Origin of the sequence: Motilimonas thetidivivens, assembly GCF_046452435.1 — a bacterium.
Taxonomy (GTDB): domain Bacteria; phylum Pseudomonadota; class Gammaproteobacteria; order Enterobacterales; family CBDFNC01; genus Motilimonas.
In genome coordinates, this window is sequence record NZ_JBKFDK010000011.1 from 20,920 (window position 1) to 38,480 (window position 17,561).

14 protein-coding genes and 4 tRNA genes are annotated in these 17,561 nt (G+C 44.9%); 6 read left to right on the forward strand and 12 right to left on the reverse strand.

What is annotated here, in order from left to right; all coding sequences use genetic code 11:
* From hflK to tsaE, 7 genes are all read right to left on the reverse strand, one after another.
* Entirely contained in the window at positions 1-1,152 is a 1,152-nt protein-coding gene (gene hflK / locus ACK8OT_RS09935; RefSeq protein ID WP_410196359.1) for an FtsH protease activity modulator HflK, read from the reverse strand.
* 49 nt (positions 1,153-1,201) lie between these two features.
* On the reverse strand, positions 1,202-2,488 hold the full coding sequence (gene hflX, locus ACK8OT_RS09940; RefSeq protein ID WP_410196360.1) for a ribosome rescue GTPase HflX: 1,287 nt from the start codon (positions 2,486-2,488) through the stop codon (positions 1,202-1,204).
* Positions 2,489-2,540: 52 nt separating this feature from the next.
* A complete protein-coding gene (gene hfq / locus ACK8OT_RS09945; RefSeq protein WP_410196361.1) occupies positions 2,541-2,789 on the reverse strand; it encodes an RNA chaperone Hfq in 249 nt (82 codons plus the stop codon).
* 73 nt (positions 2,790-2,862) lie between these two features.
* Positions 2,863-3,789, reverse strand: a complete 927-nt coding sequence (gene miaA, locus ACK8OT_RS09950; protein WP_410196362.1) for a tRNA (adenosine(37)-N6)-dimethylallyltransferase MiaA — start codon at positions 3,787-3,789, stop codon at positions 2,863-2,865.
* Entirely contained in the window at positions 3,779-5,701 is a 1,923-nt protein-coding gene (mutL, locus tag ACK8OT_RS09955; protein ID WP_410196363.1) for a DNA mismatch repair endonuclease MutL, read from the reverse strand. Before mutL ends, miaA begins: the two co-directional genes overlap by 11 nt.
* A 2-nt stretch (positions 5,702-5,703) precedes the next feature.
* Entirely contained in the window at positions 5,704-7,020 is a 1,317-nt protein-coding gene (locus tag ACK8OT_RS09960; RefSeq protein WP_410196364.1) for an N-acetylmuramoyl-L-alanine amidase, read from the reverse strand.
* Entirely contained in the window at positions 7,013-7,477 is a 465-nt protein-coding gene (gene tsaE / locus ACK8OT_RS09965; RefSeq protein WP_410196365.1) for a tRNA (adenosine(37)-N6)-threonylcarbamoyltransferase complex ATPase subunit type 1 TsaE, read from the reverse strand. Before tsaE ends, ACK8OT_RS09960 begins: the two co-directional genes overlap by 8 nt.
* Positions 7,478-7,798: 321 nt before the next feature.
* Between tsaE and queG the strand changes: the two genes are divergently transcribed.
* Entirely contained in the window at positions 7,799-8,929 is a 1,131-nt protein-coding gene (queG, locus tag ACK8OT_RS09970; RefSeq protein WP_410196366.1) for a tRNA epoxyqueuosine(34) reductase QueG, read from the forward strand.
* Positions 8,930-9,047: 118 nt separating this feature from the next.
* Entirely contained in the window at positions 9,048-9,788 is a 741-nt protein-coding gene (ppgK, locus tag ACK8OT_RS09975; protein WP_410196367.1) for a polyphosphate--glucose phosphotransferase, read from the forward strand.
* Between the two features lie 142 nt (positions 9,789-9,930).
* Here the strand turns inward: ppgK and ACK8OT_RS09980 are convergent.
* The 5 genes from ACK8OT_RS09980 to orn all read right to left on the reverse strand — a co-directional run bounded on the left by ACK8OT_RS09980 (position 9,931) and on the right by orn (position 11,189).
* Positions 9,931-10,006: transfer RNA gene (locus tag ACK8OT_RS09980), tRNA-Gly, on the reverse strand.
* A 42-nt stretch (positions 10,007-10,048) separates the two neighbouring features.
* Positions 10,049-10,124, reverse strand: a tRNA-Gly gene (locus ACK8OT_RS09985).
* Between the two features lie 42 nt (positions 10,125-10,166).
* Positions 10,167-10,242, reverse strand: a tRNA-Gly gene (locus tag ACK8OT_RS09990).
* A gap of 42 nt (positions 10,243-10,284) precedes the next feature.
* Positions 10,285-10,360, reverse strand: a tRNA-Gly gene (locus ACK8OT_RS09995).
* A 283-nt stretch (positions 10,361-10,643) separates the two neighbouring features.
* Positions 10,644-11,189, reverse strand: a complete 546-nt coding sequence (gene orn / locus ACK8OT_RS10000; protein ID WP_410196368.1) for an oligoribonuclease — start codon at positions 11,187-11,189, stop codon at positions 10,644-10,646.
* Between the two features lie 87 nt (positions 11,190-11,276).
* Here orn and rsgA point away from each other — a divergent pair, with 87 nt between their 5' ends.
* The 4 genes from rsgA to mscM are packed head-to-tail and all read left to right on the forward strand — an operon-like array spanning position 11,277 to position 17,485.
* Positions 11,277-12,311 carry a small ribosomal subunit biogenesis GTPase RsgA gene (gene rsgA, locus ACK8OT_RS10005; protein ID WP_410196369.1) on the forward strand — a complete coding sequence of 345 codons (1,035 nt, stop codon included), beginning with the start codon at positions 11,277-11,279 and terminating at the stop codon, positions 12,309-12,311.
* 60 nt (positions 12,312-12,371) lie between these two features.
* Positions 12,372-13,223, forward strand: a complete 852-nt coding sequence (asd, locus tag ACK8OT_RS10010; protein ID WP_410196370.1) for an archaetidylserine decarboxylase — start codon at positions 12,372-12,374, stop codon at positions 13,221-13,223.
* A gap of 33 nt (positions 13,224-13,256) precedes the next feature.
* On the forward strand, positions 13,257-14,132 hold the full coding sequence (locus tag ACK8OT_RS10015) for a DMT family transporter (protein ID WP_410196371.1): 876 nt from the start codon (positions 13,257-13,259) through the stop codon (positions 14,130-14,132).
* A 50-nt stretch (positions 14,133-14,182) separates the two neighbouring features.
* Positions 14,183-17,485, forward strand: a complete 3,303-nt coding sequence (gene mscM, locus ACK8OT_RS10020; RefSeq protein WP_410196372.1) for a miniconductance mechanosensitive channel MscM — start codon at positions 14,183-14,185, stop codon at positions 17,483-17,485.
* Positions 17,486-17,561: the final 76 nt, after the last annotated feature.

Below are 17,561 nucleotides of genomic sequence, written 5' to 3' on the forward strand. Positions count from 1 at the left end.
TTATTCTCTCCCCGAACGAATTCGCGTGCCACGAACTGGCGTATCGTTGATTGTGATATCTGTGTTGTAAGTCGAGCCAACATCAGGTTGCGAAATCGTTGTGTTGTTAGGCTTACTCGTTCTAGTCTGATTACTTTGCTCAAGAATTTTATCCAATGGCAAGTACATCATGCTGTTGCTGCCTTGGCTATCAAGTAACACTTTGCTGGTGCTACCTAATACCGATTGCATAGTTTCGATATACAAACGCTCACGAGTCACTTCAGGCGCTGAACGATATTGCGGTAGTAAGGCTTCAAAACGCGCTACCTCACCTTGCGCTTGTAGGATCACGTTTTCTTTGTAAGCAATCGCTTCTTGCTCAATACGCTTCACTTGACCACGAGCAGTCGGTTCTTTCTCACGCTCGTAAGCTTCTGCTTCACGAATAAAACGTTCTTCATCTTCCTGCGCGGCTATCGCATCGTCAAACGCATCTTTAACGTCAACTGGCGGTCTCGCAGGCAAGAAGTTAACATCGATAATCTCAAGACCCATGTTGTAAGGCGTAGTGATTTCTTCTAACTTGCTCCAAGTATCGCGTCTCACAACATCACGACCCGTGGTCAATACGCTGTCCATCACTGTGTGGCCAACAACGTAACGTAGCGCACTATCAAGAGCTTGCGACAAACTGTCGTCAGCATTAGTCACACTAAACAAATACTGCTGTGGGTTAGCTACCTTGTACTGTACGTCCATTTCTACTTCAACCACGTTTTCGTCTGAAGTAAGCATTGAGCCCTTACCACGTAAGGAACGGATCGTATTAACGTCAACCGGAATAACTTCGTCGATAAACTTAGGATTCCAATGTAAGCCAGGTAGCACGGTTTCATGGTAACCACCAAAACGCAGTACCACCCCTTTCTCGGCTTCTTTAATGGTGTAAAAGCCGCTTACACCCCAAATTAATAAACCGATAATCAATACAATTGTGATACCAAAAGTGCTGACGTCACCGCCACCGCCTTTACCACCAAAAGTACCGCCAAACTTACCACTTAGCTTTTTGAACACTTCATCCAAATCAGGGGGTCCCTGATTCTTATTGTTGTTCTGCCAGGGGTCGCGGTCTTTGTTACCACCATTTCCAGGCTCATTCCAGGCCATTCTATTCTCCACTTGCTAGAAGATATTAATCAGTAAATGTAACAGGCAATTAAGATGCAATAAAGGTTTGAATAACCTCTCCTTGCTGTTTTAAAAGGCGTTGCCAGTCCACCTTTGTCATACGGATGTCGATATTCCAACCACCCGCATCATCAAATACTTCATGCTCAATGCAGTTTAATGCATATAAGGTACTACGCAACTTGCCTGCTGTCGGGGGCAATGCTAAATGCTTTGACACCATAGCACCAGCTAATCGCTGGGTTAATGCACTAAATAATAAATCAATGCCCAGCCCTTCTTTGGCAGAAAGGTAGACAGATACAGGTACGTCTTGATCGTCATAAACGATCTTCGGCGTCATCCCTTCCACCGCATCAATTTTGTTCATGACAATTAATTGCGGCACTTCACCCGCATCAATTTCACTGAGTACAATTTCAACATCACGCATGTTATCTTCATAGCGTTCATAAGAACAATCAACAACATGCAATAATATATCGGCCTCACGAGTTTCTTCCAACGTCGCTTTAAAAGCGGCGACTAAGTCATGATCTAAATGACGAATAAATCCAACCGTGTCGGCAAGGATGGTATTCCCCACATCCGCCACTTCTATTCGCCTTAGGGTTGGATCTAATGTTGCAAACAATTGATCGGCCGCATAGACGTCGGATTGCGTCAGCAAGTTAAATAACGTTGATTTACCCGCGTTGGTATAACCAACTAACGATACGGTTGGCACCTCATTACGCTGTCTAGCCCGTCGGCCTTGTTCACGTTGCTTAGCGACTTTTTCTAAACGACGTAAAATAGATTTAATTCGTCCACGCAATAAACGACGATCTGTTTCTAATTGAGTTTCACCCGGACCGCGTAAACCAATACCACCCTTTTGGCGCTCTAAATGAGTCCAACCTCGAACTAATCGAGTCGATAAATGCCGAAGTTGAGCCAGCTCAACCTGCAATTTACCTTCATAAGTACGTGCTCGCTGGGCAAAAATATCCAGTATCAATGTCGTGCGGTCCAGCACGCGACATTGGCATAACTTTTCTAAGTTACGCACTTGTCCAGGCGTTAAGGCATGGTTAAAAATAATGACATCAGCTTTGCATAAGCTGACTTGTTGAGCAATTTCTTCTGCTTTGCCACTGCCAACAAAGAATTTGGCATGGGGGCTGGAAAGACTACCCGTAATTATAGACACGGCATTTACGCCTGCAGAACTGACTAACATCTTAAGCTCTACTAGATCTTCTCGTTCGCCCTCTTCACGAAAATCGATATGAACCAATATAGCCTGTTCACCTGCTTCATAACGGTCTAACAAGCAAAAAACTCCTTAAAAAAAGGTGGAGACTGGCTCCACCAAAAACAACAAGTTATTCACCGCTCTCGCTGCCACCTGCAGTACCCGAATGATGACTAACTGGGCGAGCTGGGACAACGGTTGAAATAGCATGTTTGTAAACCATTTGGTTTACCGTGTTCTTTAACAAAATAACAAACTGATCGAATGACTCAATTTGACCTTGTAGCTTAATGCCGTTAACTAAATAAATTGAAACTGGAATCCTTTCACGACGCAAAGCGTTTAAAAAAGGGTCTTGTAATGATTGCCCCTTGGCCATTTTATTTTCCTTATTGTTTTGTTGTTATAAAAAAATTTGCGTGACTTAAGATTATATACATGGATTATTTAATCTAGCCAATAACTTGTACGATTTTATCAATATTTTCTCTAGCCCCAGGCTCAAGTACAACCAAATCTTGCCAGCCCCGTAACCAGGTTATTTGTCGCTTAGCCAATTGACGCGTCGCGACCACACCACGATAGACCATTTCTTCGTGACTTAGTTCCCCTTCGAGATATTGCCACATTTGGCGATAGCCGACCGAACGCATCGAAGGTAAATCAAGATTTAAGTCTTCCCTTTGCTTAAGGGCTTGCACCTCTTGCTCAAAACCCGCGTCCAGCATCTTCATAAAGCGAGCTTCAATACGCTGGTGCAAGGTATGACGATCATCAGACATCAACGCAAACTGATGCACCCTATAAGGCAATGGCGGTGCTTTTTGCTGGGTTAGCTCGGTTAAGGTTTTACCGGTAATGCGAAACACTTCTAATGCCCGCGATAAACGTTGCGGATCATTAGGATGAATACGCTGCGCCGCAACCGGATCGATGGCTTTAAGCTGATCATGTAGCACTCCCCAACCTAAAGATTTTGATTCAGCTTCAATCTCAGCGCGAATGTTTGCATCGGCTTGAGGCAAGGGAGATAGCCCTTCCAGTAAGGCTTTAAAGTAAAGCATAGTACCGCCAACCAACAGAGGCACTCGGCCATTAGCAACGGCATTATCCATTAATTCAATCGCATCGGCGCGAAAGTCAGCGGCCGAGTATGATTCACTCGGATCAAGAATATCGATCAGGCCATGAGGCGCTTGCGCTAATTCATCGGCGGTCGGTTTAGCGGTGCCGATATCCATGCCACGATAAATCAGGGCTGAATCCACACTGATAATGTCACAAGGGATACGGCTAGCAATTTCAATCGCCAAATCCGTTTTACCTGAGGCAGTTGGCCCCATTAAAAAAATGGCTTGTGGATCAGAATTATTCAACATCAAAACTCTTTATCGTGGTTGCAAAATCAACAGGGCGAACAAGCTCGGCTTGATAGCGCGGCAGCTCTTTAGCTAAACGGGTTTCCAATTGGCTCAGTAATTGCTGCGCCTCTTGCCATTCAAACGCAGGCTTAAATGCGCTCATGCGCCGCGCCAACCAATGGCAGATGGCCTCAACCTGCGCCCCTTGTAACTCATCCATTTGTGGAGCCAATTGCTGCAATAACTCTACCACTATGTCAGTTTGTGGCATATTGCGCATTTGCGGCGGCACCTGACAGACAATAATGGTGTCACCATGCTGGGTTTTCAACTGTAAACCTAACTTATTCAAGCTAGCTTGATGAAAGTTTGCTACATCGACCAAGTTTGGCCCAGCTTTTATCGCAACAGGAAGTAACAACGGCTGTGAGATACTTTGCTGTTGAAAGTAATCCAATAACTGATGGTAAGTCAGAAGCTCCCAAGCTCGAGACAGAGATAACAACTGCAACTGAGTTTGAACTTGTAACAGCACATATTTTTGCTCAACCAAATGCAGCGCCCCCCCTAGCACCCGTTGATTTTTCTGCTCCGCCTGCTCTGAATTGAATTGCTTTAGGGGCCCATCCTCAGCAAATTGAGTTGGCGGGGTTTGCGTCCAAACAGATTGAACAAAAGCCTGTCGCTGCGGCTGATGCGATGATTGTCGAGAGGGAGGCTGAGCCGTTGTTTGATAGGCAGGGGAACCACCTTGCTCCCGCTGTTGGCGCTCAGCATATTCAAACACGGCATTAGAATGGCTTTTATAACCATGATTAACACCGCGAGCCACCGATTCACAGACTTGATGGCTTGACTCCAATGGCTCAAGGCCTAAGGCTTGGCTCTGTTCATTAGCTGGCGCATTCTCGTTGTGTTCCGCTAATGTCAGCGGCTGAGCGCTGAGCGCATCATTTAATGTTTGCAGGATAAAATCATGCACCAAGCGGCTTTGATGAAAACGTACTTCATGCTTGGCGGGGTGCACATTTACGTCCACCTGATTAGGGCTAAGCTCAATATAAATAATAAACGCAGCATATAAATGCGCTGGCAATTTGTCGGCATAAGCTTGCCTAATGGCATGATTGATTAGCTTATCGCGCATCATGCGGCCATTAACATAGCAATATTGAATATCGTTTTGCGCGCGAGCCCCGATGGGCTCAACAATCCAACCCGACAATTTTAAATCACCATGCTCAGCACTTATCGCCAAGGCGTGTTGCATAAATTGAGCCGAGCACACCGCAGCCACACGTTTTTCTTGTTGGGCTAAGGTCAATGCTGGCCGAAAGTTTTTTACAACCTTGCCATTGTGTTTAAGGGTGAAATGAACCTCGAAATGACTCAATGCAAGGCGTTTTATCAGGGTTTCGATATGACCATATTCAGTTTTCTCTGAACGTAAAAAACGCCGCCGTGCCGGGGTATTAAAAAATAAATCGGCAACTTCAACCGTGGTGCCAACGGGGTGTGCGGTCGGCTCAAGCCTCACCGCCATATCACGACCCTCGGCATAAGCCTGCCAGCCTTGTTGCTGCTCCTGAGTACGAGAAGCAAAGCTTAAACGCGACACCGAACTAATACTGGCTAGGGCTTCACCACGAAACCCCAAGCTAATAATCGTTTCTAAATCATCGAGACTGGCTACCTTACTCGTAGCATGGCGGCTTAAGGCCAACTCAAGCTCTTCTTTGCAAACGCCACAGCCATTATCACGGATACGGATAAGCTGACAGCCGCCTTTTTCAAGCTCAATGTCAATCTTAGTAGCTCCGGCATCTAAGCTGTTTTCCACCAGCTCTTTAACCACGGAGGCGGGGCGTTCCACCACCTCACCGGCGGCAATTTGGTTTGCTAGGCGAGGCGGCAGAATTCTGATTGGCATAATTAACTACTTGGGATCTTTAGTTCTTGATCAATGCGAACTTGATCAGTTTTAAGGTTATTCGCCTGTTTTAGTTGCGCCACCGACACACCATAGCGTTTAGCGATCACCGATAAACTTTCACCGCGTTGCACCACATGCGATTTAGCCGCAATAGAGGCAAAATAGGTACCCACAGGCGGGTTATTTTCAAAGTGACGCTTCACCCCAACAAACACGGCATTAGCAATTTTTTGCTGATGATTAGAGGTACGCAGTAAATTTTCTTCCTGAACGTTGGTGATAAAGCCCGCTTCCACCAATAAAGAGGGGATGTCTGGCGACTTCAACACCGCCAAACTAGCGTGCTCGGGGCGCTTTTTATGTAGCGTAGTTACCTTACCTAACTCTTTCAGCACTTCAACACTCACGCCATAACCCGTGTTCATTGAGTGATCCATCGACATATCGAGCAAGGTTCGCGTCAAGAATAAGTCTTGATCCGTCTGCTTGATCACCTCACCCGCACCACCGAGGAGTTCCGACTGCTCTTCATGTTTTTCAATCCAACGACCGATTTCGGAATTCGCTCTACGTGTCGATAATACCCAAACAGAGGCGCCTCTTGGCTTAGGGTTATGGAAACCATCTGCATGAATCGAAATCAGTAAATCGGCTTGAGATTTGCGCGCTATGTCCGAGCGCTTATTTAAATTCACAAAGTAATCGCCGGTTCGAATTAATACCGCCTTCATCCCTTTTTGCCGATTGATCAAATCAGCAACTTGTTTAGCGATGGCAAGGGTGACATTTTTCTCGTAAGTGCGTTTGCCTAACGCCCCGGGATCATCGCCACCGTGGCCCGCATCAACAGCGATAATAATGTCTCGTTGACCTTGTTCATTAGGTGCCTGTACCTGCTTAGGAGGAGTCGCCACCGATTCCGTCTTGGCTTTACTGTGAGGTAAATCTAATACCAAGCGATGGCCATAAGGCTTAGTTGGCGTCAAAGAGAACACGACAGGCTTAGTCGCTTGCTGTAGATCAAACACTAATCGGTAAGTGCCTTTGGTTTGTGGCGAACTGGTACGAATTTTTTTCAGTAGCGGACTGGTATTTTTGATCTTACTAAAATCAAACTTAGTGGCTGGGCCCTGAATATCAACAACAATGCGATCCGGCTCTGTTAGCAAAAAGTAATCATGCTTTGGCGCATGACTGAGATCCAATACCACTCGGGTGCTATCGGGAGATGGCCAGATCCTGACCCCTTTTAACTCACTGGCTAACGCATTAAAGCTAAAAATTAACAAGCACAGCAGTGTTAGAAGCTTATTCATTAATTGACTCTAATTTACTGATGATCTTATTGCCTACCGCTGAGCAAGGGATCACGTCGACTTCCCTTTGCTCCCCTGCATATCTCAACTCTACCCGCACATCCGGCTCAGGTAAAACCCCTAAGCCTTTATCTGGCCATTCAATTAGGCAATGGCTAGTGTCACTAAAATAGTCCCGGATCCCCATAAACTCGAGCTCTTCCGGATCCCCTAAGCGGTATAAATCGAAATGGAAAACTTGCCACTGGGCTAACTCGTAAGGCTCAACTAAGGTATAGGTAGGGCTTTTCACCTTACCCTTGTGACCTAAGCCTTGAACAAACCCCCGTGTTAAGGTGGTTTTACCTGCGCCTAAATCACCATAAAGAAAAATACAACTGGCTTGTTCGCAACACTGACTTAACTTTCTGCCAAACTCAACGGTGGCCAAATCATCTCTTAGAATCGCTTTAAACATTTGAATAAACCAGAAAACTCAACAATCAGGTCAAAACAATATGCCCTTTGACCTATGGGCATCAACACGGACTATACCTTAGAGAGACATAGTTAATAAAGAGCCAAAACGAGTAAAATAGCAGCAAGCATAACGGATCTAGAGTCTTATACTCAATCAACTAAATGATGCATGTTTCAAAGCCCCATCAGTTTGATTGGATGTACATGCTATATTGTCATATATCATTAACATCAGCTTTGCTCATAGCAGTGACATCAAGCATGTGGCAATCATTATCACTGTGATAAACTTCTCAATTTGCCTGATAGTAATATTTCCATGTCAGAATCTGATTTTGCCCAACTTGCTCGTGATATAAAACAATGGGGTCACGACCTTGGCTTTGACCATATTGGTATTGCAGAAATTGATTTGTCCGCTCACGAGGCGCCATTACAACAATGGCTCGATGCAAATTATCATGGCGAAATGGATTACATGGCACGCCATGGCATGATGCGAGCCCGGCCCAGCGAACTTCACCCCGGCACTTTACGTGTTATTTGTGCCCGTATGAATTACCTGCCACCAGATGCCAGCTTCGCAAAAGACTTAAAACAACCTGATGTTGGTTATATCAGTCGCTATGCCCTTGGCCGAGATTACCATAAAACGCTACGCAAAAGGCTGAAGCTACTAGGTGAGAAAATCAAACAAAACTTACCTGAACTAGATTATCGTCCATTCGTTGACTCGGCCCCTATTTTAGAGCGCCCCTTAGCGGCCAATGCGGGCTTAGGTTGGGTTGGCAAACACTCATTAGTGCTAGATGAGCAAGCTGGCTCTTGGTTCTTTTTAGGTGAGCTACTGGTTAATATCCCATTGCCAATTGATCACCCCATCGCTGACAAATGCGGCAATTGCACCGCTTGTATCACCATTTGCCCAACACAGGCCATTGTTGAACCTTATGTTGTTGATGCGCGGCGCTGTATTTCCTATTTAACGATAGAGCTACAAGGCAGTATCCCAAGCGAATTTCGCCCTCTAATCGGTAACCGTATTTACGGCTGTGATGATTGCCAATTAATTTGCCCATGGAACCGTTATGCCCAGCTATCAAATGAAGCAGATTTTATGCCTCGTGACACCCTTAAAGGTAAGCAATTACTCGAGTTATTTAATTGGAGTGAAGCACAGTTTTTAGACTATACCCAAGGCTCCCCCATACGTCGCATCGGTTATCAGCGCTGGCAACGTAACCTCGCAGTTGCCCTTGGTAATGCACCACATAACCCAACGATTATTGAACATTTACAAACAGCGCTAAGCCATTGTGAATCCACTATGGTGGGCGAGCATATTCAATGGGCTTTAATACAACAGCAACAAAAGGCTGCTTTAATAGACAACAAAAAAACGCAACGACTAATTAGAAGTATCGAAAAAGGCCTCCCCCGCGACGCTTAACTCGTCCCCATTAATTATTCGACTAAGCTCAAACTTAAGCATACCAAAGCAAACTCATCCTTGTTTAATCAGGAGCGCCAAGGCATGCTGACCAAAATAGGATAGAAAGGTAGAACCAATGCAAATATTAGGTGTTGATATTGGCGGCTCTGGCATCAAAGGTGCCATAGTAGAAACAACCACGGGTGAACTGCTAACCGAGCGTCACCGCATTCCAACGCCCCAGCCAGCGACTCCAGAAGCCGTTGCTGATACGTTAAAACAACTGGTTGATCATTTTAATTGGCAAGGCCCCGTTGGTTGTGGCTTTCCTGCCACCGTCGTGCACGGCATTGCTAAAACCGCATCTAATATAGATAAAAGTTGGATCAACACGGATGCTGCAACCTTATTTAGTGAGCGCACTAACTGTCCTTGTTTCGTCGTCAATGATGCCGATGCAGCGGGTATGGCCGAATTTACCTTTGGTGCTGGAAAAGGAAAATCGGGCGTCGTTGTTCTCATCACAATAGGAACAGGGCTAGGTACAGCAGTCTTCACCAATGGCCAACTGTTACCTAACACAGAATTAGGCCACATCATGCTAGAAGGCATGGTCGCTGAGCATTATACGGCTGACTCGGTCAGAAAAGGTGAAGATCTCAGCTGGAGCAAATGGGGCAAACGCTTCAATAAATACTTGCAGCGTCTTGAATTCCTACTCTCACCAGACTGCTTTATCCTGGGTGGTGGGGCTAGTAAAAAACTAGACAAGTTTGCCGAGCAACTGGAAACCGATGCCGAGGTGATCCCAGCCCAATCCCTAAATCAAGCCGGTATCATAGGCGCAGCCTTGTTCGCTCAAAGTGAATTGAAATAACGCTTTTTGAGCCATGGTACAAATCATAAGGAAGGTAGCTTAGGCTGCCTTTTTTGATCGTGACAAGAAACCTAAAACGGGTTGACTTGATATATATCTGGGAGCTTTAAAACAAGAGAGGAGTTGGAACGGAAGTAAAAATTGGAGCGGTACACGAGGTTCGAACTCGTGACCTCGACCTTGGCAAGGTCGCGCTCTACCAGCTGAGCTAGTACCGCTTCACTAATTGCTTTTTTAAAGACTTAGTTGTGTCTTGAATTTGGAGCGGTACACGAGGTTCGAACTCGTGACCTCGACCTTGGCAAGGTCGCGCTCTACCAGCTGAGCTAGTACCGCTTCACTTATTGCTTTTTTAAAGACTTAGCTTTGTCTTAAATTTGGAGCGGTACACGAGGTTCGAACTCGTGACCTCGACCTTGGCAAGGTCGCGCTCTACCAGCTGAGCTAGTACCGCTTCATTTATTGCTTTTTTAAAGACTTAGCAGTGTCTTGAATTTGGAGCGGTACACGAGGTTCGAACTCGTGACCTCGACCTTGGCAAGGTCGCGCTCTACCAGCTGAGCTAGTACCGCTTCATAGTTAGCTCATTTTAATAAATCATCTCAACCTAGGTCGCGATTCTTTATACGGCAGCTGAGCTAGTACCGCTTCATGTTTAGCTCATTTTCATAAATCATCTCAACCAAGGTCGCGACTCTTCATACGGCAGCTGAGCTAGTACCGCTTCATCATAAACAAACTACATCTGACCAGAGACGCCATTTGCCTACGGGAAGCGAATTATAGGGAGCTTTTATTTCAATGCAAGTCTTTTTTCAATTCTTGAAGCGTTCGCTTATAAAACCAACAAATCACTTAAAAAGTGAAGAAGTGTTGCTTGTAATGAACTAATTCACCGATGGACTCACGAATGTCATCCAATGCCAGATGTGTTCCTTGCTTCTTAAATGCTTTAACCATATCCGGTGCCCAGCGACGACCCAGCTCTTTAATCGTGCTCACATCGATATTGCGATAATGGAAAAAGGCTTCAAGCTCGGGCATGTGCTTCACCATAAAACGGCGATCTTGGCCAATGCTATTACCACACATTGGCGACACACCTGCTGGTACCCATAGCTTAAGAAAATCAAGCGTCATAGCCACTGCATCATCTTCCGAGAATGTGCTCTCTTGTACACGTTTAACTAAGCCTGATTTAGTGTGAGTATTGGTACACCAATCATCCATTTTATCTAATTCAGCTTGTGGTTGATGAATGGCAATCACTGGCCCTTCCGCCAAAATATTTAGCTCACTGTCTGTGACAATAGCAGCAATTTCAATTACCTTGTGTTGCTCCGGCTCCAGGCCAGTCATTTCCATATCGATCCACACAAGATTGTTTTCATTAATGCTCATTATTGTCTACCTGTTTATTTGCAGTAATTTAATCATAATAGCTGTATCATACGCTGTTTAATATTTGAGACAAAGCAAAGGTATCATGTGGCCAAAAAAAAGCGCTTAAGCAATAACCAAAGCCGGCGAGTCAGAGCAAACCAAGCCAAGCGATTAGAAACCACCGCAACCGAGCAGTTGGACGAATCCTTGTTTGGCCAACCGATTCAAGGTGTGGTTGTCAGCCGCTTTGGTCAGCACGCAGATATTGAAGATGAGCACGGACAAATTCAGCGTTGTAATTTAAGACGCGCTATAAAGTCTCTGGTTGCAGGCGATAAAGTGGTATGGCGCCCCAGTACGGTTGGTGACCAAGGCATCATTGAAGCCGTGCACCCTCGTCAAACCGTACTGACACGACCAGACATGTATGATGGCATCAAGGCCATTGCCGCCAATATAGATCAAATCATTATCGTTTCTGCGGTACTGCCCGAATTTTCGAGCAATATCATTGACCGATATCTAGTTGCTTGTGAAGAAACCGGCATCGACCCCGTTATCTTACTGAACAAAGTTGACTTACTTGAGCAAGACGCCTTCACTGAACTTGATGCTAGCTTACAAATCTATCGTGATTTAGGTTACCAAGTTTTTCTCAGCTCAGCGCAAGACGGTAAAGGCCTAGCAGCCATTCAAGACTTGTTAAAAAACAAAACATCCATCTTCGTGGGCCAATCGGGCGTGGGTAAATCGTCTTTAGTGAACGCCTTGATGCCTGAAGTTGATGCGCTCACAGGTGATGTCTCCGAAAACTCAGGTTTAGGTCAGCACACCACCACAACGGCGAGGTTGTATCATTTTCCCCATGGCGGTGATCTGATAGATAGCCCGGGGATCCGAGAATTTGCCTTATGGCATCTCGAGCCCGAACAAATTTTTGATGGTTTTGTTGAATTGCGTGCGCTAAATGGCTTATGTAAGTTTCGTGACTGTAAACACAAATCAGACCCAGGCTGCGCCATTGTTGAAGCGGTAGAAAATGGTAAGATCCACCCATTAAGATACCAAAGCTACTTGCGCATAACCGATGCCATGGCAGAAAACAAACCGAGCCGGGTGATCCCCGAGCATAAACGTTAATTTAGGACATTTCGGCCGCAGGCATTGCCGCGCCCGTTAGTATTTATTTAGGATAATTTCGTGTTAGATCAATTAAAAATTTTAGGGCAATACCTACTACCTAAGCACTTGATTTCTCGTCTTCTTGGCAAACTAGCCAGTGCCGAAGCTGGCGGTTTGACGACCTTTTTGATTGAGACCTTTATCAGAAAGTACCAAGTTAACATGGCTGAGGCTCGCTATAGCGATCCTAAACACTATAAAACCTTCAACGACTTTTTCACCCGCGAGCTGTGTGAAGGAGCGCGCCCTATTTTAGCTGAGGAAAATCAACTGGCGATGCCCGTTGATGGCAAGGTAAGCCAAGTAGGTCAAATCACCCAAGGACGAATTTTTCAAGCTAAAGGACACGACTTTAGTGCACGTGAATTACTAGGCGGCTTTGATCTTGATGTCGCTCCTTTTGATGAAGGCAGCTTTGCAAACATCTATCTTGCGCCTAAAGACTATCATCGCATCCACATGCCTGTTGCGGGCAAACTAGAGAAAATGCTGTTCGTACCGGGGGATTTATTCTCGGTCAATCCCCTGACCGCCGAAAATATCCCAAACCTGTTTGCACGTAATGAACGCGTAGTCGCGATTTTCTCGACCGAAAAAGGCCCAATGGCCATGGTATTAGTGGGAGCAACCATAGTCGCCAGCATTGAAACCGTTTGGGCGGGCACCGTTGCTCCGGCTAATGGCAAACAAGTGCAAGTGTGGGATTACAGCAACCAAGATATCTACTTAGAAAAAGGCCAAGAGATGGGCCGCTTCAAACTCGGTAGTACTATCGTTGCGCTGTTTCCAAAGGACACCTTAGAATTTGCTGAGACCTTAACGCCAGGCGCACCCACTCGTCTTGGTGAAGTGTTTGCAACTTACCAATAAACCTAAGCTTTCATAAAAACAAAAGGATAACGCGTGCCCGCTAATGGCTTACTCTCGGTTCACATTGCGGTAGCGCTGTTAGCTGGCACCGGCTTATTTTCTCAGCTGGTGTCGCTGCCTGCACTTGATATCACTTTTTATCGTTGCGTTGTGGCTTTTGCTTTGCTGAGCCTGATTTTAGTCATCACTCGCCAGTCCTTTCGTTTACACAATGGCATCGACTATTTAATTGCCATTAGCTTAGGCTTTTTAGTCAGCACCCATTGGGTCACTTATTTTTATGCCATGCAATGGTCAAGTGTCGCGGCGGGTATGATTGCACTTTATACCTATCCCGTGATCACTGTGCTGATAGAGCCTTTGATCCTGCGCCAATTACCCAAAATACGGGATCTGTTATGCGCCTTAGTGGTGCTTTTAGGCATAGTTATCATGCTACCTATGTCTGAACCCTTGGGTGAAGCTGGCGCAGGGATCTTGCTGGGGGTCTTCTCTGCCGTGTTATTTGCCGCACGTAACCTGCTATATAAATACAAATTTAGCCAATACAGTGCGACCAAGACCATGTGTTATCAAACCTTAGTCGGTACCTTGTTACTGTTACCCTTAGTATCATTATTATCGGATTCAACCCCTTGGCAGCTACCAAGTAATGATAACTTGGCTTTATTGTTATTATTGGGCACCTTGTTTACTGCGCTTCCTCACGCCCTGCTGGTTAACTCACTACGTTCACTCAGCGCCTCAAGTGTTGCCTTAATCTCCTGTCTACAGCCATTTTACGGCACTCTCCTTGCTATTATCGTGTTAGTCCAATGGCCGAGTTGGCAAACCATTTTCGGTGGCGTGCTGATCCTAAGCGGAGCCTGTTATGAGACTTACAAAAGCAGAAAAACAACAATAAAATAGCGAGTTAGCTATGCTAATATCAATAAGCTAAGTACTCAGAGGGCACCATCTTGAAAATTCTTATCTTATCCCTATGCATTTATTTTTCCCTCAGCGGCACTTTACTCGCGGCAACCAATGACATAGCCCAACTTGAGAATAAAATATCTTTATTGAAAGCCGAGCCAGAATCGAGCAGCAATCTCACCCTGATAGAAACCTATGAAAAAACGATTGCTTATCTAAAGGAGTCCAAACTCTACGGTGAGCAAGCAAAACGCTACCAAGAGTTGATGGATGATTTTCCCTACCAGTCTTCGCAACTACAACAGCAAATAGGACAGTATCAATCCCCCCCTTTTCCAGACATTAGTGATTGGTCAAAAAAGGTGTTAGAGGAAGAGTTAGCACTTCGTACCTCGCAACTGGTTGCTATGCAGCAAACCAGGGAAGATAAAAAGAGATTAATCAATGATATTGAAAAGCAGGTTTCTGGTTTTCAACAAACAATTGAAAAGCTTAGGGATGAGCTTGTATCGCTGCAACATAAGCTCGACATCCAGTCGTTTGACAGTGACAGTGATAAGGTGTCACAAGCCAAACTAGTGCTAACTCAAGTCAATGAATCATCCCTCTCCAACCATATTCTAGCGTTAGAGCTAGAGCAAATTAGCGCAGGTAATCGTAACGAGCTCTACCGCTTAAATATTGAATTACTCGATAAAAAAATCAGCAACTTACAGAGCTTTATTTACCACCTTCAGCAAGCCATAAACTCCCGCTTAAAACAAGCGGCAGAAACAGCCATCGCTAAAGGTGAAGAGTTAGCCGAGCACTCCCTATCTAGCTCACCACTGCTGACTCAACTTCTCAAAGAAAATCAAATCTATAGTGAAGACCTAAACAAGTTGGCTAAGCAACTCGATGATTCTATCGATATCCAATCAACGGTTGATCAGCAAATGAATGAAATCAATACGGCCGTGGATAACATCAGGGAACAAGTAGAGTGGTTAAAAGTCTCCAACGCCTTTGGTGAACACTTAAGAACGCGCCTTAAACAGCTGCCAAAAGCGCCCCCATTAGAAGCAACCGAACAAAACATCGTCTCGACTCGATTAGCAAAATACGACTACCAACAAGCGCTTGAGGCATTAGATAACTTGTCCGTTGCGCAAAAAAGCTATATTAAAGCAGCCAAACTAGCATTTTCAGAGCAAGAACAACGCGAAATCAGAGCTCTCTTAGAGACCCGTAAACAACTGCTCACTCAATTAATCACTTTGTCTGAGAACTATATCTACGAGCAAGCTAAGCTCAAAGTCAGCTATAGCCAGATGACCTCGAAAATAGATCAAATTCAAGGCATTGCCGGTCAATATCTATTTTGGATCCCCAACACTAAAGCGATTAATACAGCTATTTTTTCCGATACCTTAAAATCGGTCTCCTGGCTGTTTAGCCCAAATAATACCCGACAAATCCCTTTGGCCATTCGCGACAAATTACAAGAAAACGCAATAGGTTACGCTATTGGCTTAATTGTTTTGATTTATTGCTGGGTGTTTTCTAATCGCAATTTCCGTCATTATTTAAAGGACACGGCAGAGCGCGTTGGGAAAGTAACCCAAGACAAAATCAGTTATACCTTTAATACACTTTTAGTCTCTATATTGCTCGCACTACCTATTCCTGCTCTTGTGTTTAGTCTGGCGCATCTTCTCGTCACCAGTTGGAAATACCCCTTTGCGCAAAATGTCGGCGCTGCATTAATTTCAGTTTCTGTTGCCTTGTGGCTGTTTTTGATCGTGAAAAACTTGTCTAGACCCAACGGCTTGTTTATTGCTCACTTTAAATGGCAAGCAGAGATGGTTGCCCAGCAATATCGCGAGTTTCGCGCAATGATGCTGATTGCACTGCCCAGCCTAGGTGTCTACTCATTTGCTAGTCACTACGAAGGCGAGCCGGTTTATAATAGCCTAGGTTTGTGTGCTTTTATTTTACTTAACCTTGCATTAGCGACCTTTTATTGGCGGGTATATAAGGCCAAGCTGCCTTTAACTTACCATCTTACAAAGCGTAAAAATCCACACATATTGCACCACATTGTAATGCCTTCACTGGTCGTGGTTAATCTACTCAATTGTATTATGGCGCTGTCTGGTTATTTTTATACGGCGAATGCACTGCTTAACCAGTTTCAAGTATCTATATTTATCTTACTGGTGTTTGTGCTTACTTATTTCCTCATTCATCGTTGGATGTTCATCCAAAAACGTCGCTTAGCCTTTGACCGAGCCAAAGCGAAACGAGCTGAAATACTGGCGCAGCGTGAGAAAGAAGAAGAGCCTGAAACGCGTATCGAACAATTTGATAACATTGAAGAGCCGGAAATAGATTTAGATACCATCAGTGCTCAATCCCTTGGCTTATTGCGTACCTTATTGTATTTATCCTACGCCTTGTTGATGATTTATCTTTGGGCTCAAGTCTATTCTGCTTTTTCTTTTCTAGACAGTGTGACCATCTGGAATTCGTCCTCCAGTCTCAACGGTAAAGACATTATCGACCCCGTCACCCTGCAAGATCTCATCTTTGCCATTTTTAGCCTTTGGACTATGTTTGTCGTGGTTAAAAATTTATCAGGGGCACTGGAACTTCTGATCCTGCAACACATCGACTTTGCGCCCGGCACGGGATTTGCCATTACCACCATCGCGCAATACATGGTTATTATCATCGGGATCACGGTTGGTTGTTCATTCTTAGGCATTGATTGGTCAAAAACGCAGTGGCTAGCAGCGGCATTAACCGTTGGCTTAGGTTTTGGTTTACAAGAAATCTTTGCCAATATTGTATCGGGTTTGATGATCTTGTTCGAAAAGCCCATACGCATCGGCGACACCGTCACTATTCGCGACTTAACCGGCACGGTCAGTAAAATCAAAACCCGTGCCACCACCTTAGTTGACTTTGACCGCAAAGAAATCATCGTGCCAAACAAGGCATTTATAACCGAGCAATTTATTAACTGGGAATTATCAGACCCTATCGTGCGGGTAATTATTAACGTAGGCGTCACCCTCGATGCAGATCCCGCTACGGTAACCAATACCCTGTATAAGGCCATGGGCAGTTGTTCACTGGTGTTAGATACACCGCCTCCTCAGGCTTACTTTATCGGTTACAGTAATGGTATTAAGCAGTTTGAGTGTCGTGTTTTTGTCAATGACAGTGACAACTTAATGCCCATCAAGCATGAGGTGTACTGTGCCATCGACAAAGCCTTTAACGAAGCCAATATCATCATTAATAATCCGCAGCTTGATATAAACATCAAACGGGCGAGTAAAATCAATCATGCAAGACGATAACAAGTGGTAAAAACTGTGGCCTAAAGCAAAGCAAGCACTACCTATTAATTGGTAGAGTTGAGTGAGTTTAACCATC